Source organism: Hymenobacter terricola (assembly GCF_017921975.2).
Lineage (GTDB): Bacteria > Bacteroidota > Bacteroidia > Cytophagales > Hymenobacteraceae > Hymenobacter > Hymenobacter terricola.
In genome coordinates, this window is the sequence record NZ_JAGEMO020000001.1 from 354549 (window position 1) to 373167 (window position 18619).

Consider the following 18619-nt stretch of genomic DNA (forward strand, 5'->3'; position numbering starts at 1 on the left):
ACCTTCGGGGGCGGCCCTTTTTTGTTTTGGGCCGTCAGTGCAAAACCCAGAAGAATGAGCCCGTTGCGCCACCAGCGGGCGCGTTGAACGAACCCGCCAAAGCCCGGCGTTTGCAGTTGGATAATCGACTCCCGAATTTATGCGTCCGCCTTCCCTCGTACTAGCTGCCTCCCTGCTGCTCGCCGTGCCGGCCCTGGCCCAGCAGCCTCCCAAAACATGGGCGCCGGTGAGCGGCACCGCCCTGGCCCAGGACTATGCCCGCCGCGGCGAGCACGAAAAGGTGGTGTTTCTCTTCGAGAAGCTGCCGGCGGAGGAGCAGGCCGGTCTGGCCGTGTTCCCGGTGTACCTGAATTCGCTGCAAGCGCTGAAACGGTACAAGGAAGCCGAAAAAATTGCGAAAAAAGCTGCCAAGCTGCACCCCGAAGATGCCACCATCGGCGTGGCGCTGGGGGGCGTGTACGCGGCGGCCGGCGAGCAGCCCGCCGCCGATAAACAGTGGCAGAAGGTGCTGGCCCAGCTTACGCCCGCGCAGGTGCCGCCGGTCGCCACCGAATTTAGCCGGCGCGAGCTGCCGCAGTGGACCGAGCGCGCCTACCTGCGTGGCCGGGCCCTGGCCAAAAACGACACCGAATACGCGCCGCAGCTCATTCAGCTCTACACCCAAACCCAGAACCAGCCCCAGGTACTGGCCGAAACCCTGCGCCTCGTGGCCCAGGACGAGCAGCAGCTGCCCTTCGTGCGCAACATGCTGCAAAATGCCCTGCACGAAGAAAAAGACTTCGACGCGCTGGAAAAGCTCCTGCTGACGGCCACCCAGGAACACCCCGACCAGGCGGCCTACAGCGAGCTGCTGCTGTGGCTGCAGGTGCAGCGGCACGACTTTGCCGGGGCCCTGGTGCAGGCGCGGGCGCTGGACCGCCGCAGCCGCAGCGACGGGGCCCGCGTGATGGAGCTGGCCGCCATCGCCCAGCAAAACAAGGATTACGAAGCTGCCATCGACGGCTTCGCCTACGTGGCAAAGGAGTACCGCCGCGGCTCGTATGGCAACGCGGCCCGCCAGCGCCTGCTGCAGGCCCGCGAGGCCCAGGTGCGCGAAACCTACCCCGTGGACGTGACCAAAGTGCGGGCCCTGGTGGCCGATTACGAGCTGCTGCTGACCGAGCTGGGCCGCACGCCCGAAACGGCGCCCGTGCTCCGCAACCTAGCCAACCTCTACGCCTTCCAGTTGAATGACCGCGTCAAGGCCATGACGCTGTTGCAGGAAGTCATCGACATGCCCCGCGTCAGCGACGAGGTGGTGGGCGAGGCCAAAGTGACCCAGGCCGACTTGTACTTGCTGAAAGGTGAGCCCTGGGAAGCCACGCTGCTGTACTCACAGGTGGAAAAGTCGCACAAAGACTCGCCGCTGGGCTACGAGGCCAAACTGCGCAACGCCCGCCTGAGCTATTACGCCGGCGATTTCAAGCTGGCCCAAAGCCACCTCGACATCCTGAAAGAAGCCACCACCCGCGAAATCGCCAACGATGCCATGCAGCTCTCGCTGCTGATTCAGGACAACACCGTGGAGGACACGCTGGGCCTGGGCCTGAAGGCCTACGCCGCTGTGGAGCAGCTGGTGTTCCAGAACAAGATTAAGGAGGCCATCACGGGCCTGGATGGGCTGCTGGAGAAGTTCCCTGGTCACTCGCTCGCCGACGACACTTACTACCTCAAAGCCCAGCTGCAACGCCGCACGGGCGACTTTCCCGGCGCCATTGCCACGCTGGAGCGCATCACCACCAACCCGAAGTACGATGTGCTGAGTGACGACGCGCTGTTCCTGCTGGCTCGTATTCAGGAAGAAGACGTGAAGGATAAGGTGAAAGCGCAGGAGCTCTACAACCAGGTGATTACCAGATACCCCGGCAGCATTTACGTGGCCGAAGCCCGCAAGCGCTTCCGCAAGCTGCGGGGCGATGGCGTGCAGTAGGGAAGGAACGAAACCAGAACGTCATGCTGAACGCAGTGAAGCATCTCTACCGTGGTAGTAATCCCAATCGCAAGGATTAGTTACGCGGTAGAGATGCTTCACTGCGTTCAGCATGACCTTCCTTTCTCACCGATACCCGCTACCGAAAAAACACGAACATCAGCGCCAGCACCAGGATGAACGTCCCGTACATCAGCACGTCGGTTCCGATGTACTGACGGTATTTGCGGAAAAATTCCTGGAACTTACTCATGGTCGGGGCTGGGGACGGAAACGGACCCCAAAGGTAAGCCGGCCGGCGCGGGGAGGGTTTGGTCGTACTTTTACGGCCATTTCTACCCCTGTATGACGCCCATATCCGCTACTAAGCGCTGGAATTATATCCCCGAAGCGAATTCCCAACGGGTACACAGCCTCACCCAGGCCCTGTTTATTGCCCCCGAAATCGCGGCCCTGCTGGTGCAGCGCGGCATTGACACGCCCGAGGCTGCCGCCGCCTTCTTCCACCCCGACCTGCGCCAGTTGCACAATCCGCTGCTGATGCGCGACATGGCCCGTGCGGTGGCCCGGCTTACCCAGGCCCTGAATGGCGGCGAAAAGGTGCTGGTGCTGGGCGATTACGACGTGGACGGCATCACGTCGGTGGCCACGGTGATGAGCTACCTCACCCCGCTGTTTGGGGCCGAGCGGCTGCGCGACTACATTCCCGACCGCTACACCGAGGGCTACGGCATTTCGGGCAAAGCCATTGACTTCGCGGCCGACAACGGCTTCGGCCTCATCGTGGCCCTCGACTGCGGCATCAAGGCCACCGAGCAGGTGAAGTACGCCAGCAGTCGGGGCGTCGATTTCATCATCTGCGACCACCACCTGCCCGGCGATGAGCTGCCGGCCGCCGTGGCCGTGCTCGACCCCAAGCGGGCCGACTGCGAATACCCCTACAAGGAGCTGTCGGGCTGCGGCGTGGGTTTCAAGCTGATGCAGGCGCTGGGCGAGCACCTCGGCCGCAACGAAGCGCCGCTGCACGACTTGCTGGACCTGGTGACGGTGAGCATTGCCGCCGACATCGTGCCCATCACCGGCGAAAACCGGATTCTGGCCGCCCACGGCCTGCGCCGTTTCAATGAGGATGCCCACCTGCTGCGGCCCGGCCTGGCCGCCCTGCGCGAGCTGGCTACCCTGCGCGAAGGCCCCCTGGGCATCAGCAGCCTGATATTTGGCTTCGCGCCGCGCATCAATGCCGCCGGGCGCATGGGCGATGCCCGCCGCGCCGTGGCCATGCTCCTCGCCCCCGACCAGCAGGAGGCCCGCTACACCGCCGAAGTGGTGGACCAGATGAACCAGCAGCGCCGCGGCTCGGACCAGCACACCACCCAGGAGGCGCTGGACATGATTGCGGGCAGCCCCACGCTGCAAAACGCCCACGCCACCGTGCTCTACAAGGCCGACTGGCACCAGGGCGTGCTGGGCATCGTGGCCTCGCGCTGCCTCGACCAGTACTACCGCCCCACCGTCATCCTGACGCAGCGCGACGGCAAGGCCACCGGCTCGGCCCGCTCCGTGGCGGGGTTCGACGTGCACGAGGCCCTGGAGGCCTGCTCCGCGCTGCTCGACCAGTTTGGCGGGCACCGTGCCGCTGCCGGCCTCACCCTGAAAGTCGAAAACGTGCCCGCTTTCCAGCAGCGTTTCGAGGAAGTAGTGGCCCGCACCCTCACCACCGAGCACCTCGTGCGGCCGGTGGAAGTGGCGGCCGTGCTGCCCCTGGGCCGCATTACCGAGGAGTTTTTTGCCGAGCTGCGGCGCATGGAGCCGTTCGGGCCCGGCAACCCCAACCCGGTGTTCGCGTCGCGGCGGCTGGTGGCGGTGCCGCACAGCAGCCGCGTGGTGGGGCAGGGCCACCTCAAGCTCCGCCTGGCTTCGGCCGATGCCCAGGGCCCGGCCGTGGACGCCATTGGCTTCGGCCTGGCCGATTACCTGCCCGAAATCGAGCTGGGACAGCCTTTCAGCGCCTGCTACACGGTGGAGTTGAACGAGTACCGCGGCCAGCGCAGCGTGCAGCTGCGCCTGCTGGACGTGCGCTGGGAGTAGGCTGGGCTGCTCCAATAGCAGCCTCAAAAAGCAGTTGCTACAAAATTGGGCCTTGGTATCGATAGTGTAGCAAGTGCTTTTGCTACACTATCGATATAAATATTAGGTAACGTAGCAAAAGCACTTGCTACATCAATGTCAAATAGGCGTAAGTTTGTAGCAAGCCGTTTCAGCCACTCACGGCCGGTGCGGCGCTGAGATGGCAAGCTTTATCCGGGAACATTTTGGGCTGACGCAGGAGCGTCTGGCGTCGTGGCTGGGGGTGAATCGGGTGGTGCTGGCGCAGGCGGAGGGCGGGCAGCGAAGCCTGCCCATAGCGAATGGCCTGCAAGAGCCTCGCCTCACGCTGGCCGCGCTGGGCAAGGTGCTCAACCCCGATGGCACGGCCCAGCCCGCCCCGCCTCCTTTGCCATCGCCCGCGCCCATTGCCAAGCCCTTGGCCCGCCGCGCCGTCGAGTGCCGCTACCAGGCCGGGCGCCTGGGCCGTGAGCTGACCGCCATGCAGGCCCGCGCCACCGCCCTCACCAACCGCCTGGCGGCCTTGCCGGCCCTGCGCGCCTACGCCGGCCCCGCGAAAAACCCCGCCCGTGAAGCCGGCTGGCTGGCCCTGTTCGAGGGCGAAGCCGTGGACGGCCTGCGCGACGACTGCGGCCCCGGCCCCCAGCGCCTGCTGGCCGCCCGCCAGGCCGGCCTGGAGCGCGAAGCCGAGCTGCTGGAGGAGCTGCTGGCCACGCTGCCGCCCGTGGTTTAGCCCCGGCCCGGCATTGGTTTCTCCGCCTTCATCACCTGCCACACCCACCACAGCAGGGGCAATTGCAGCGGCAGCCGCCCCCAGGCCACCCAGCCCGGAATGTGCAGCTGCTCATGAATCAGCGCCATGTAGAGGTTGGCTGGAAACACGGCGACCAGCAGCGCCAGCAGGCCCCCGCCCGCCAGCCGCCGGGCGCGGACCGGCAGCAGGCCCAGCCCGCCCAGGATTTCGAATACCCCACTCGCGTACACCAGGGCCAATGGCTGCGGCAGCTGCGGCGGCATGATGGCCAGGTAGGTGGCCGGGTGCACGAAGTGCCAGCTGCCGGCCAACACAAAAAGCAAAGCCAGCGCGTAGCGACTCAAAAGGCGTAGGGTCATAGGGCCGTAAAATTCGGCCTTAAAACATTGGGAAACCGACGGTAGTTTTTATTTATTAGTGCGTTGGCCCCAACGGTTTTGTCGCCTGCCGGTTGCGCGGGCCAGCGGCCAGTGCCATAGTATTGACCTTGCCCGCCGCCCACCAAAGCCGTACTTTTACGGTACAAATCAATTTTCCCACCTGAACTCATGCAAACCGTCGCCTCTTCTAATATTTACCAGCTCAGCGAAGAGCAGCTGGCCGTTCGCGATGCCGCCCGCGACTTCGCTCAGAGCGAGCTGTGGGCTGGCGTAATTGAGCGCGATGAGCACCAAAAGTTTCCTGCCGCCCAGGTCAAAAAGATGGGCGAGCTCGGCTTTATGGGCATGATGGTGAGCCCCGAGTACGGCGGCAGCGGCCTCGACACCGTGAGCTACGTGCTGGCCATGGAAGAAATTTCCAAAGTTGATGCCTCGTGCTCGGTCATCATGTCGGTGAATAACTCGCTGGTGTGCTGGGGCCTGGAGAAATACGGCACCGAAGAGCAAAAGCAGAAGTACCTGCCCCGCCTGTGCTCGGGCGAAATCATCGGCGCCTTTGCCCTGAGCGAGCCCGAAGCCGGCTCCGACGCCACCAGCCAGCGCACCACCGCCGAGGACAAAGGCGACCATTACCTCCTCAACGGCACCAAAAACTGGATTACCAACGGCACCACCGCCTCGGTGTACCTCGTTATCGCCCAAACCCACCCCGAGTTGAAGTCGCGCGGCATCAACGTGCTGATTGTGGACAAGGACACGCCCGGTTTCATTCAGGGCCCCAAGGAGAACAAGCTCGGCATTCGCGGCTCTGATACCTGTTCCCTCATGTTCACCGACGTGGTGGTGCCCAAGGAAAACCGCATCGGCGAGGACGGCTTCGGCTTCAAATTCGCCATGCAGGTGCTGGCTGGGGGCCGCATTGGCATTGCGGCGCAGGCGCTGGGCATTGCCTCGGGCTCGCTCGAGCTGAGCATCAAGTACGCCAAGCAGCGCAAGGCGTTCGGGGTTGAAATTGCCAAGCACCAGGCCATTCAATTTAAGCTGGCCGATATGGCCACCAACATCGACGCCGCCCGCTTGCTCTGCCTGCAAGCTGCCGCCGATAAGGACAACCACGTCGACTACGCCAAGTCGGGTGCCATGGCCAAGCTGTTTGCTTCCAAGGTAGCCATGGACTCGGCCGTAGAAGCTGTACAGATTCATGGCGGCTATGGTTTTGTGAAGGAATACCACGTCGAGCGGTTCATGCGCGACGCCAAAATCACCCAGATTTACGAAGGCACTTCGGAGATTCAGAAAATTGTGATTTCACGGGAAATCCTCAAGTAAAGGAGGAATAGCCTAAAATTCAGATTCATTGCACAAAACCCAGCCACTTTTTGGCTGGGTTTTTAGTTTTTGTGAATTTCAAGCTGTTATATTGCACTGCGGTAGCCACCCACTCACCCACCGCACCCCTCTAAACAGCCCGTATTGGCAAGCCAAATTATGGAAGATTACAATAAAGTCATCGAATCGCTGGGCGTCCGCTACATCAAGGCCAAAAACCTGGTGCTGCACCAGCCGTTCACGGTGCGCAACTCCTACGACGTTGGCAATAACCTTATCTTATTGCACAAAGGCCACCTCACTTTCGGCGAAGATGAAATGGTGGTTGAAGAAGGCGAAATGCTCTTCATTCCTGGCGGCCGCCCGACCCGCGTGAGCTACGGCGAAGACCAGAAAAACCGCGTCATCACCAACGATGACCTGATATCGAACAAGGATAAGTTCTTTACTTCCAACGATAACCTGGACCTGATTGGCGAGGCTAACGAAAGCCACAGCTTCGTGAGCTTCGAGGCCAAGGTGTTCGACTCGGTGAACTTCTTCGCCTCGCTCGACGTGCCGGCTTTCCTCATCAGCGGGCAGTCGAAACTGGCCAACCTGGTGATTAAGGTGGTGGAAGAAAGCATTCAGGACCTGCCCGGCCGCGAGCGCCTCATCAACATCTACACCGAGAACATCGTGGTGGAAGTGGTGCGCTACGTGCTGCGCAACAACATGTTTGTGGAGCAGCTGGCCACCAACAGCACTTACTTCAAGGACCCGCGCCTGATTGACCTGTTCAACTACATCAAGGAGAACCTGGGCGGCGACCTTTCCAACAAAGTGCTGAGCGGCGTGGCCAACGTGAGCGAAGACTACGTGGGCCAGTATTTCAAGATGCTGACCAACATCAACCCGCAGGACTACATCGAATACCAGCGCATGGAGCGCGCCGTGTTCCTGCTGCGCACCACCAAAAAGAGCATCCGCGACATCGGCAAGGAGGTGGGCTACAAAGACACCGCCTATTTCTGCCGCCGCTTCAAGATGATGTTCGGCATTCCGGCCGGCAAGATGCGCCGCCGCGAGTCGGCGATGAATATCTAATTTAATAAGTCAGGAAGTTTCCGTTCCATTGGCTGACCAACGAAAAGGCCCCGCTTCGATTCCGAAGCGGGGCCTTTTCGTTGGTCAAACGTTTATAGCAAGCTGTTATTCTATGCTACGGAAGCCGTCTTCTTTCGATTGGCTGCTGGCGGTGCGGGAGCCATGGTCGGTGTTGGCCGAGGCGCCGCCGTTGCTGGCACCACTGTCGGACCGGCCGCTGCCCGCCTGAATGCCGGTGTTACCGCTCGGGCTGGTCGGCGCTTTGGGGCTGCTGGCGTAGCGGCTGCCGCTGTTGCCGTAGGGCGAGCCGCTATCCGTGCGGTTCGATACGCCGGAAGCCGTGGGACGGCTCGTGGAAGCATCGGGGGCCTGGTAGCCGTAGCTGCGGCGGCCGTAGCTGCCGGCGTCGCGCTGGCGGCCATAATTATAGGGGCTGCTGTCGCTGCTATCCGATGATTTTCCCTTGCGGGTGGCCAGCCAACCAATGCCGGCGGCCAGAATGGCGCCACCCACTACTTTTTGGGTGGTGCTGAGGCCATTGACCCGGTCAAGCGCCCGGTTGCCGAGGTCTTTCAGGCTCTGGGGAAGTTGGTTCACGCTGTTGAGCACGCCCGAGTCCTCAATCCATTTTTTGCCGCTGTTCAGGGCCGTATCGAGCAGGGTGCCCTCCTGGCTGTTGGTTTGCTGGCCTTCGCCCTGGCGCTCGGCGCCGGCGTTGGCGTTGGCGTTGGCAGTGTTCTGGGTAGTGGCGTCGGCGGTAGGAGTAGTGCTCTGGGTCGGGGGCATGGGAGCCGACTTGCGGGAGGCAGCCGAAGCGCCGCTGGCCGTGCCGGGCGTAGCCGACGGGTTTTGCGGATTGCGGCCGGCGGTATTCGGAGTGGATGCGCCTAACTGGTCTTGCTGGTTGTCCATGAGTATGAGCGGGAAGGAGGATGGAAAGAAAAGGATGAGGCCCGCCGCCGTAGCAGCAGAGCGTGGGTTTTATTCGTAATCGGAGCGTGCGAAGTTGCGCGAAGCCCAGTTTATTTTTCCACCCAGACATATTACCCGGCTTCCATCCACGCCAGGTGTTGACCTGAACCCCGGCCTCCAGGCGCCGGGCTTAGGATTGTGCGTGCCGGGGCAAAGGCCGCAGCACATGGTTGGGGTCGGCGAGAACCACGCGGCGGGCTTCCTCGCGGGCTTCTACCTCGTACTTATTTTGATAGTAGCCGACCCGCGCCGATTCAACCAGGTATTTCCAGAGGAAGGGCAGGAGGCCAAACTCCTTGTACTGACGCAAATGCACTTGTTCGTGGGCCACCCATTCGGCGTCGGCCAGGAACTGCTCGCGGGTAGCACCGCTCAGGTGCACGGTTTGGCCAATGACCATTGCCACGCGCTGCGCCTTCAGTACCCGGCGGGCAATGAAGGCCAAGGGAGAACGAGTCCAGGTTCGAAGGTTTTGCATGAAGGAAAGATATAGAAATATTCGGGACGCGCAAATACGAAGCCCAGGCGAATACGGTTGCAAGCTGATTGATAATTTTTGGCCGAATTTATTGCCTTAAATAAAGAATATTTTACTTTTTACGGGTAAAAATGCGGAACTTCCAAAAAGTTTAACTTAGCTTTACCCATCGTCGGTTTTCATAGACAATATAAATTACCCGATACAACCCAATTTCCTCACTTCTTCACTCGGCTGTTTTTAGCCTTGCCTATCGCCTAAGAAACTACTCGCCCGGCTCTTCCTTCACCATCTCAGGAACCCGGATTTTTGCCCCCACCCTAACGACGGACAATGAAACACAGCATCCTGTATTGCCTCGCCGCTGCCTCGCTGGCTCTCTCTTTCTTCTTCGAACGCCCCGCCGATGCTTCGGCTACGGTTCGTGCCTCCGCGGCACCGGCCGTGGCCGAAGCATCGCTGTTTCCAGCCCTGACGACGAATGCTGAGCCCGCGCCGGCACACACCAAGCCCGCCGCGCCATCAGCCAAGCCTGGTGCCCCCACGGCCGCCGAGCTGGCCGCCTCCCGCGACTCGCTCACCTACCACTACTACGCCCAGACGCTGGGCCTGCACCTGGCCTTCGATGAGAATAAGGACTTGCTGCGTACCGTAACCGATTGGATTGGAACGCCTTACAGCTACGGCAGCAACTCGCGCCACGGCACCGACTGCTCGGGCTTCGTGACGCGGGTGTTCCACGAAGTGTACGGCATCACGCTGAAACGCTCGTCGCGCTCGATGTTTACGACCACCCAGCACGTAGCCAAAAGCGAGATGCAGACCGGCGACCTGGTGTTCTTTCGCCGGGGCCACGGCCCGATTTACCACGTTGGCATCTACCTGAAAGACGGCAAGTTTGCCCATTCGGCCTGCAACGGCGGCGTAATGGTAAGCTCGCTGAGTCAGCCGTATTACCACCGCAACTTCTACGCCGCCGGCCGCGTGCGCGCCGCTGAAGAAGCCAACGAAACCCTTGCGGCCGCTACTGCCACGGCAGAGTAAGCCCGTGCATTCCGCCAACCCGGCATGAGGCACCACATCCTACTAAACGAGGCGAAGCGCCCGGCCCCAGCGGCCGGGCGCTTTTTTTGGTGCCAGCCGAAGTAGACGATTAACAGAAAAAGCCGGTGCCTTGATTAAACCCGCCGGCCACTAGGTAGTCATTGATAAACAGCAAACTTATGAAGCAAGCGCTGGCTGAAATCATGGGCTGATTTTCGGTATATTTAAAGTCACTTCTGGGTTTTTTACGCGCCTAACTATGAACCGTAGACTTTTTCTCCAACGAAACGCGGGCGTACTCAGCGCTCCGGCTGCCGCCGTGGCCAAACGGCCCTCCCCGCTGGCGGCGCCCGCTGCCGCCGCGGCCCAAACCGACCCGCCCGAAACCGTCAGCCGCTACGCCAATAAGGCGCTGCCAGTGGTGGCGCGTACTACTACCACGCTGGCGCCCTACACCGGTGCCTGGGGCCCCGACCAGGCCGCGCACCTGCTGCGCCGCAGTTTACTGGGACCCACCCGGGCCGAGATTGCGGCGGCGGCCGGCTCCAACCTCACGGCGGTGCTCAACGGCCTGCTGGCGGTGCCCGCCACCCCGCCCGACCCGCCCGTGAGCGTGTCGGCCACCGATACCAGCGTGGCCATCGGCCAGACCTGGACTACGCAGATTTTTGACCAGAACTTTGAGGGAGTGCGGCGGGCGTCGCTGCGCGACTGGTGGATGGGCCAGCTGCTGGGCCAGGGCACGTCGCTGGTCGAGCAGATGACCTTGTTCTGGCACAACCACTTTGTGGTGGAGTTTGGCGACATCAACGACGCCCGCATGGGCTACGAGTATTGCCGGTTGCTGCGCCAGTACGCCCTCGGCAACTTCAGGCAGCTGGCTAAAGACGTGACCGTGACGCCGGCCATGCTGCGCTACCTCAATGGCAACCAGAGCACGGCGGGCGCCCCCAACGAGAACTACGGCCGCGAGCTGCTGGAACTGTTCACGGTGGGCAAGGGGCCGCTCATCGGGCCCGGCAACTACACCAACTATACCGAGGCCGACGTGCAGGCGGCGGCCCGCGTGCTCACGGGCTGGCGCGACCTGAGCTCGCCGATGGGCAGCTACTTCACGGCCAGCCGGCACGACACCACAACCAAGGTTTTTTCGGCAGCCTTTGGCAACGCCAGCATCACTTCCAGCGGCAACACGGAGTACCAAAACCTCATCAACCTGATTTTCCAGCAGGCCGAGACGGCGCGCTTCATCGTGCGCAAGCTCTACCGCTGGTTTGTGTATTACCTGATTGATGCGCAGGTTGAAACGGATATCGTTCAGCCCCTGGCTACGCTGCTGATTCAGAACAGCTTCGAAATAGCACCGGTGCTGCGGGCGCTGCTCGGCTCCGAGCATTTCTTTGATGTCCTCAACCGGGGCTGTCTCATCAAGAACCCGCTCGCCTTCACGGTGGGCCTGTGTCGGCAAATGCAGGTGACGTTTCCGCCGGCCAGCAACGTGGTGGTGCAGTACGGCATGTGGGACTACCTGAACAGCGTGGCTGCCGTGCAGCAGCAAACCCTGGGCGACCCGCCCAACGTGGCCGGCTGGGCGGCCTACTACCAAACGCCGCAGTACCACGAGCTGTGGATAAACGCCGTGACGCTGCCGCGCCGCAACCAGGTCACGGACCTGTTCATCGGCACGGGCTACACGCGCAGCGGCGTTAAAATCGTGATTGACGCGGTGGCGCTGGTGCAGTCATTTCCGGCCACTACGGCGGCGGATTGCAACCTGCTCATCGCCGAGTTTGTGCAGCTGATGGTGCCTATTACGCTCACGGCCAACCAAGTGGCTTTTTTAAAATCGGCCCTGCTGCCGGGCCTGCCCGACTTCGAGTGGACCGTGGAGTGGCAGCAATTCCTGGCCGCCCCCACCAACGCCGCCAAGAAGGCGGCCGTCACCACCAAGCTGCAAGCCATGCTGCGCGCCCTGATGGGACTGGCTGAGTATCATTTGTCTTAACGCCCACAGCCTTCATCCTATGAAACGTCGCGAATTTCTACAGACCACGGCTGCGGCCTCCGTTGGCACCGCGCTGCTGAGCGGCCTGCCCATTGGCGCCTACGGGTACTCGCCGGCGCTGGTGGCCCTCACCAACGCCACCACCCAATCGGATAAAGTGCTGGTCATCATTCAGCTGCAGGGCGGCAATGATGGCCTGAACATGATTATTCCGCTGGACCAGTACCCGGCGCTGATGGCGGCGCGGCCCAACATTGCCCTGGCCCAGAGCGCCGTGCTGCCGCTCACCACGGCCACCGGCATCCACCCGGCCATGGCGGCGCTCCGGAACCTGTACCAGAACGGCAAGGTGGGCGTGGTGCAAAGCGTGGGCTACCCCAACCCCAACTTCTCGCACTTCCGGGCCACCGACATCTGGACTTCGGGTTCGGATTCGAACGTGACGCTGACCACGGGCTGGGCCGGCCGCTACCTCGACGGCGAATACGCGGGCTTCCCCACGGGCTACCCCAGCACCCAGAACCCCGACCCGCTGGCCATCAGCATCGGCTCGGTGGTGAGCAATTGCGTGCAGGGGCCCACCATCAACATGGGCATGGCCATTGCCAGCACGTCGTCGTTCTATCAATTACTTAGCGGCGGCGTGGACGCGGCCCCCAACACCCCGGCCGGCCACGAGCTCACGTTTATCCGGCAGGTGGTGAGCCAGACGCAGGTGTACACCACGGCCATTCAGGCGGCGGCGGCCCGCGCCCAAAACCTCTCGCCCCTGTACCCCGCGGCCGGCCAGAACTCGCTGGCTGACCAGCTCAAAATCGTGGCCCAGCTGGTGGCCGGCGGCTTGCAAACGCGCATTTACGTGTGCACCCTCGGCGGCTTCGACACCCACACGCTGCAGGTGCCCAGCACGGGTAGCACCAGCATCGGCACCCACGCCACCCTGCTGGGCAAGATTGCGGAGGCCGTGAACGCGTTCCAGGACGACTTGCAGCGGCACGCCATCCAGGACCGGGTGGTGGGCATGACGTTCTCGGAATTCGGGCGGCGCATCCGGGCCAATTCCGGCTTCGGCACCGACCACGGCTCGGCGGCCCCGCTGCTGGTGTTTGGCTCGAAGGTGAACCCCATCGTGCACGGCCCCAACCCCGTGCTGCCCGCCAACGCCGGCGTGAACGACAACATCGCCATGCAGTTCGACTTCCGCAGCATCTACACCAGCATTCTGAAAGACTGGTTCCAGGTGACGCCGGCCACGCTCACGCAGCTCTTTGGGCGGAGCTTCCCCTACGTGCCCGTGCTGCGGCCCGGCGCGCTGCTGGCTGCCGCCAATGCCGCAGACGTGGCCGAGTTCACGGTGTACCCCAACCCGGTGGCGCGCGACGGCCGCACCACCGTGGCCTACGAGAGTGCCGGCGGCCACGTCCAGATTGTGGTGCTCGACACGCTGGGCCGCGAAGTGCGCCGCGCCGTGGACCAGATGCTGGCCCGCGGCCCGCAGTTCCTGCCCGTCGATTTGAGTGGCTTGGCGGCGGGGGCGTACTACTGCCAGGTGCGCGAGGCGCAGCGCAGCGGCTCGCGCATCGTGGTGATTGAGTAGGGGAGGTAAGTATCAGGAAATAACCGGCAATGGCCCCGGCCGACCAGCAATGCGTCGGACCGGGGCCATTGCCGGTTATGCTGTTTTTCACAAAAAAAGGCAGCCCGGCACCACACTTTTGCGTAAGGCGATTACGCGGGTCCTGGCCGCCTTCGTGCCCTGGTCCCTTACTTCCCTTTTTACTTTCCCAGCTTTATGGAAGCGCAAATCGAACAACAACTCGAAAAAATCCTGCCCGAAGACCTCGCCCGCACTTTCGAAAGTGCCTACCACGTATTCCAAGGCAACCACGAGCACATCGACGACCTGCTGAAGAACGGCGGTGTGCTCCTGCGCAAGGCATCGCAGCGGTTCTCGCCCACCCAAATGGTAATTGGCATCGCCGCGCTGGCAGCCGTGGCCGTGGTGCTCATCAATCGCGCCAGCAGCGACGACGACCACGAAGGTGAAGCCCACGACGTGAGCAAAAAAGACAGCAAGCGTCAGCTTGGTGGCAAAGACGACAAGTAAGCTTGCCGGCGGCTACAAGACGGATAAAAGTAATTGGGTTGTCAGATGTTAGTTGTCAGTACGCTAATAATTAACAACTAACAACGAGCAACTGCTAATTACCGCACAAAAAAGTGGCTTCCCCAAGGAAGCCACTTTTTTGTGCGGTAATTAGCGAATATCGATGACTACCGGCACCAGCAGCAGCACGGCCACGGGCTGCCCATTGTGGCGGCCGGGCTCGAAACGGGGCAGGCGCAGGGCCGCTGCCATCACGGCCTCGTCCATCGCGCCGCTGATGCTTTTGCGCATATTGGGGCGCGTCACGCGGCCGTCGGGCTCCACTACGAAGCTGAGCTGGCCCTCCCCGCTGGCGGTGTGCTCGGGGTATTGAATCAGTTCCTGCACGGCCGACTGCACGGCGGTGGGCCCACTGCGGCCAGGCAGCACCGGCATTTGCTCGACTTGCGCATACACTTGATTTTCAGCTACCGGCGGGGCGGTGCCGGCCGGCGGCGGGGGCGGGCTAAACCACACATTCAGAACGTGGTACATGGCCACGGGCTGGTCGTCGTAGCCCAGTGCGGGCTGCCAGCGCGGGAAGCCGCGCACGAGGCGCAGGGCTTCGTCGTCGCAGCTGGCACAGAGCGAATTGAGAATTTCGCAGGCGCCCACCCGGCCATCGGGTTTCAGCACGAAGCGCACGGAAACGCGGCCTTTCAGGTCGCGCAGCTTCACCTCGGCGGGCGTGGCTTTGTTCTTTTGCAGGTACTGTTCCAGCGCGGCATCGCCGCCGGGAAACTGCGCCGGCCGGGCCACTTCGCCCACCGCAAACACGTGGTGAGGCGACAGAAACATGACCGGCACGGTGAGCAGCGTGGCCACGGGCTGGCCGTTGTAGCGGCCGGGCAGCAGGCGCGGCATTCGTTTCACGGCGGCCAGGGCGGCGGCATCGCAGGCGGGGCTGAGGGATTGGGCCACGGCCGCCTGCCGGCCCACGCCGCTCACCCCGATGACGACGCGCACATACACGCGGCCTTCTACCCGGCCTTCGCGCACTTCAACGGGCAGCTGCACCTGCTTTTGCACGGCTTTGACGAGGGCCAGGTTGCCGCCACCAACTGGCAGCGTCGGCATCTGCTCAACCAGGCTGAACACCTGGCTGGTATCGGTGGCGTACTGGCTGTAGGACTGCGCCGTGGCGGGCTGGCTAGCCAAGGCAACGAAGAGCAGCAATGGTAGCCAAAACTGCTTAAAAGGACACCGCCTGCTCCTGGCAAAAAATGAAGTACGGAGGCAGATAGTCATGCCGCAAATTTATCAGACTCTTCCGGAGGACTGAATAGTTGGTGCGTGCTCCCGGCTTAATTTCGTTGCTTGGACGACACCCCGGTGATGGTAAAGGTTACCGGGACCGTGAAGTTTACGGCCACCGGCTTGCCCGCTTGCCGGCCCGGCGTGAAGGCGGGGAGCTGCCGCACGGCATCCAGCACGGTTTCATCGCAGCCCCCGCCGAGGCCTTTGACAATCTTGGCATCGCGCACCGCGCCGTCTTCCCCCACTGTGAACGAGACAAATACCTGGCCTTGCAGTGCCCGTTTGAGTGCTTCTGGCGGGTAAATTACCCGGCTTTGGATGGCCGCGACAATGGCCCTGTTGCCTCCTCCACCGGGCACTTGGGGCATTTGCTCCACGTAGGTATACACTTTGTTGCCAACTACTTTCTCGGGCGCAGGTGGGGGCGTGGTCTGAGCATGGCTCGGCTGAACCGCGGCAAAGGCAAAAAGCAAGACAGCAGCGCAAAGAAAATCAGATACTGTAAGGGACAAGCGGGCTTTCATGGGGCGACAAAAAAATAGGCAAACGAATTTGTAGCGGAATGTAGTTACTCGCCGGGGAAATAGTGCCTTGTTTGTTCGCGCTTAGCTGGCTGTTCAGCAGCAGGACTCATTTGCCCCGCAACTCCCACGCCGTAGCTACCCGCGCATTCTGTTCGGTTGCACTGCGCAGGAATACCAGCTCATCGAGCTGGCCCACGCGCCAGGTTTCCAGCAGGTTATTGTAAAACGGCGAGCCTGGGTTGCCGCTCTGGCCGCCGGGGTACACGCCGTAGGCACGCACCTGCGGACCCAGCGCCACCACCATGCGCCAGGAGGGGCCGTTGCGCTCGGAAGTGGCGTTCACGATGCCCGCGCCGCCGCCGCAGTCCACGTCCATCTGCCCGAAGCCGGGGAGCTGGAGCAGGTGCAGGATGTCGGTGCTTTTCTGGTTAGCCCAGCGCCATTTGTAGGACAGCGGCCCAAACTTGCGGGTGAGCGAGTCGGTGGCGAACTGCAGGCTTTGCCGGGCCAGCTGCGCCAGGGTTTCCTTGGCGGGCGTGCGGTGGTCGTCAATCCAGGGCGAGTCGGGCTCGCTCAGAATCAGGGTATTGGTGCGGTCGCGGGCCGGGTAGCGGTAGGCCGGCCCGGTGGGGTCGGTGGGGAAATCGTCTTCCCAGAGGCGCTTCACCAGGTTGCCGTACCACAGGTTGAACACGCTGGCGGCAATGGCATCAGCCGTGTACTGGTAGCGCCAGTGGCGCATTTCGGCCAGCACCTGGCCCTCGGGCGAGGCGGGTGCGGGCGGTGCCACGCCGGGCGTCGGGGCGCTCACCAGGGCCAGCATGCGGGGCAACATGAGCCGGGCGTTGAGGTCGAGCACGTCGTTTTGCAGCTGGCGCAGGCTGTCGGGCGTAATCTGGCGCATGGCGGTTAGGCGCTCGTTGATGCGGTGGCCGCGCTCGTAGCTGCCGAAGCTCCAGTTGAGGTAATACGGGTAGTCGGGACCGGCCGAAAACTGGTTGGCCGAGCTCACGAAGCCCCGCGCCGGGTTCTTGATGTGCGGGTTCTGGGCCTGCGGAATCCAGCCCTGCCAGTCGTAGGCCGGGTCGGTGCCGTCGAGGATGAATTTGCCCTGGTCGCGCCACTTCAGCGGGAAATGGCCGTTGGGCCAGATGGCGATATCCTTCTCGTTATCAGCGAAGATAAAGTTCTGGGCCGGCGAGCCGTAGGTGGTGAGCGCGGCCGTGTAGTCGGGGTAGGAGCGGGCCCGGTTCAGCCGGTAAAAGGTCAGGATTTCGTTGTCGCCGTCGTGGGCGGTCCAGCGCATGGCGTGGGCAATGGGCGTCTGGTTCAGGAAGGGCTTCTCGTTCTTGTCGTACACCACCGGGCCGTGGTGGGTGTAGAGCACGGTGTCGAGCCGGTCGGCGTGGCCCCGGATTTTTATGTGCTCCACCACGCGGCGCACGGGCTTCCAGCGGCCGTCGTGCCAGTATTCGCGGCGGGTCTGGTCCTTGAATTTCAGCTGGTAAAAGTCCAGCACGTCGGCGGCCACGTTGGTCACGCCCCAGGCCACGTTCTCATTAAAGCCGATGATGACGGCCGGCGCACCTGGAATGGTCACGCCGTACACGTTCACGCCCGGCGCGCTCAGCTGAATCTGGTACCAGATGCTGGGCAGGTTGAGCTGCAAATGCGGGTCGTTCGCCAGCAGCGGAAAGCCGGAGGCCGATTTGCTGCCGCTCACCGCGAAATTGTTGGAGCCCAGCTCGGCATCGGGCTCGGTGCGCAGCTCGTTGGCCGCGTAGGCGGCTTCAAACGACTTCGGCGCAGCCGGTGCCGGCACCGGCTTGAAATCCAGCGGCGTACCCACCGGCACGATAGGGTCTTCGCGGGTTGGATAATCCGGAAACAGGTCCTTGGTGACGGCCGCGCCGTACTTGCCTAGGATGTTGCTCATGCGCAAATCGTCGGTGCGCCCGCTCAGGTCCCAGGCCATGAACTTGAGCAGCAGGGCGCATTTCAGCGGCTGCCAGGGCTCGGGCTTATAATCGAGCAGCTTGTACTCAAACGGCAGCGTGGCGGGCGTAAGCTGGTCGATGTAGGCATTCACGCCGGCCGAATACGAAGTGAGCACGGTGCGCGTGGTGGGGTTGGCCATCATCACCTTCAGCGAGTTGGCTGCGCCGAAGGGCAGGCCCATACGCCGGAAAAACCGGTCCGTTTCCAGCCGCGCCGGGCCTACGATTTCGGCCAGCCGCCCGGCGGCTACGTGGGTCTGAAACTCCATCTGCCAGAGCCGGTCGCGGGCCGTGAGGTAGCCCTGGGCGAAGTACAGGTCGTGGTCGTTTTGGGCGAAAACGTGGGGCACGCGGCGGTCGTCGTAGCGCACCGTCACGGGAGCGAGTAGGCCGGGGAGGGCCAGCGTCTGCTGGGCGGGGAAGTCGCCGGGCCGCTCGCCGTTCTGCCAGAAGCCGCGATACGGACTCAGCAGCTTACCAAACGGCGGGATGTCGCCGTGCTTCGTGTTCAGCGTCCAGACGAGGGTGAGGCACGCGGCCAGCGCCAGCAGAGCTTTTATCCAGGATTTCAT

15 protein-coding genes are annotated in these 18619 nt (G+C 62.6%); 9 read left to right on the forward strand and 6 right to left on the reverse strand.

Annotated elements, in window-relative coordinates:
* The first annotated feature begins 139 nt into the window (after positions 1-139).
* The 3 genes from J4G38_RS01305 to J4G38_RS01315 all read left to right on the forward strand — a co-directional run bounded on the left by J4G38_RS01305 (position 140) and on the right by J4G38_RS01315 (position 4808).
* Positions 140-1969, forward strand: a complete 1830-nt coding sequence (locus tag J4G38_RS01305; RefSeq protein WP_210514435.1) for a tetratricopeptide repeat protein — start codon at positions 140-142, stop codon at positions 1967-1969.
* A gap of 345 nt (positions 1970-2314) precedes the next feature.
* Positions 2315-4057, forward strand: a complete 1743-nt coding sequence (gene recJ, locus J4G38_RS01310; protein WP_210514437.1) for a single-stranded-DNA-specific exonuclease RecJ — start codon at positions 2315-2317, stop codon at positions 4055-4057.
* A gap of 199 nt (positions 4058-4256) precedes the next feature.
* Positions 4257-4808: a helix-turn-helix domain-containing protein gene (locus J4G38_RS01315; RefSeq protein ID WP_210514439.1), complete on the forward strand. Its 552-nt coding sequence runs from the start codon at positions 4257-4259 to the stop codon at positions 4806-4808.
* On the opposite strand, the gene J4G38_RS01320 is transcribed toward J4G38_RS01315, so the two are convergent.
* Positions 4805-5188: a DoxX family protein gene (locus tag J4G38_RS01320; protein ID WP_210514440.1), complete on the reverse strand. Its 384-nt coding sequence runs from the start codon at positions 5186-5188 to the stop codon at positions 4805-4807. The genes J4G38_RS01315 and J4G38_RS01320 overlap by 4 nt on opposite strands.
* A gap of 189 nt (positions 5189-5377) precedes the next feature.
* Between J4G38_RS01320 and J4G38_RS01325 the strand changes: the two genes are divergently transcribed.
* Together J4G38_RS01325 and J4G38_RS01330 are read left to right on the forward strand one after the other, a co-directional pair.
* Complete coding sequence (locus J4G38_RS01325) at positions 5378-6538, forward strand: acyl-CoA dehydrogenase (protein ID WP_210514441.1); 1161 nt, start codon at positions 5378-5380, stop codon at positions 6536-6538.
* A 159-nt stretch (positions 6539-6697) separates the two neighbouring features.
* A complete protein-coding gene (locus J4G38_RS01330) occupies positions 6698-7624 on the forward strand; it encodes a helix-turn-helix domain-containing protein (RefSeq protein WP_210514443.1) in 927 nt (308 codons plus the stop codon).
* Positions 7625-7729: 105 nt separating this feature from the next.
* On the opposite strand, the gene J4G38_RS01335 is transcribed toward J4G38_RS01330, so the two are convergent.
* Both J4G38_RS01335 and J4G38_RS01340 read right to left on the reverse strand, forming a co-directional pair.
* Positions 7730-8536 (reverse strand): hypothetical protein, encoded by an 807-nt coding sequence (locus J4G38_RS01335; RefSeq protein ID WP_210514444.1) that lies wholly within the window; start codon positions 8534-8536, stop codon positions 7730-7732.
* A gap of 190 nt (positions 8537-8726) precedes the next feature.
* On the reverse strand, positions 8727-9074 hold the full coding sequence (locus J4G38_RS01340) for a hypothetical protein (RefSeq protein WP_210514445.1): 348 nt from the start codon (positions 9072-9074) through the stop codon (positions 8727-8729).
* 333 nt (positions 9075-9407) lie between these two features.
* Here J4G38_RS01340 and J4G38_RS01345 point away from each other — a divergent pair, with 333 nt between their 5' ends.
* The 4 genes from J4G38_RS01345 (at position 9408) to J4G38_RS01360 (ending at position 14230) form a co-directional block, all read left to right on the forward strand.
* On the forward strand, positions 9408-10118 hold the full coding sequence (locus J4G38_RS01345; protein ID WP_210514447.1) for a C40 family peptidase: 711 nt from the start codon (positions 9408-9410) through the stop codon (positions 10116-10118).
* A 259-nt stretch (positions 10119-10377) separates the two neighbouring features.
* The gene (locus J4G38_RS01350) at positions 10378-12123 is read left to right on the forward strand and encodes a DUF1800 domain-containing protein (protein WP_210514448.1); all 1746 of its coding nucleotides are present in this window, start codon (positions 10378-10380) and stop codon (positions 12121-12123) included.
* A 19-nt stretch (positions 12124-12142) separates the two neighbouring features.
* Complete coding sequence (locus J4G38_RS01355; protein ID WP_210514450.1) at positions 12143-13720, forward strand: DUF1501 domain-containing protein; 1578 nt, start codon at positions 12143-12145, stop codon at positions 13718-13720.
* A gap of 195 nt (positions 13721-13915) precedes the next feature.
* Positions 13916-14230 (forward strand): hypothetical protein, encoded by a 315-nt coding sequence (locus J4G38_RS01360; protein WP_210514451.1) that lies wholly within the window; start codon positions 13916-13918, stop codon positions 14228-14230.
* Positions 14231-14380: 150 nt separating this feature from the next.
* Here the strand turns inward: J4G38_RS01360 and J4G38_RS01365 are convergent, their stop codons facing one another.
* The 3 genes from J4G38_RS01365 to J4G38_RS01375 form a co-directional block, all read right to left on the reverse strand.
* Positions 14381-15427 (reverse strand): energy transducer TonB, encoded by a 1047-nt coding sequence (locus tag J4G38_RS01365; RefSeq protein ID WP_210514452.1) that lies wholly within the window; start codon positions 15425-15427, stop codon positions 14381-14383.
* A 146-nt stretch (positions 15428-15573) separates the two neighbouring features.
* Positions 15574-15999, reverse strand: coding sequence for an energy transducer TonB (locus tag J4G38_RS01370; protein ID WP_210514454.1), 426 nt, complete (start codon positions 15997-15999; stop codon positions 15574-15576).
* Between the two features lie 157 nt (positions 16000-16156).
* A complete protein-coding gene (locus J4G38_RS01375) occupies positions 16157-18619 on the reverse strand; it encodes a penicillin acylase family protein (RefSeq protein ID WP_210514455.1) in 2463 nt (820 codons plus the stop codon).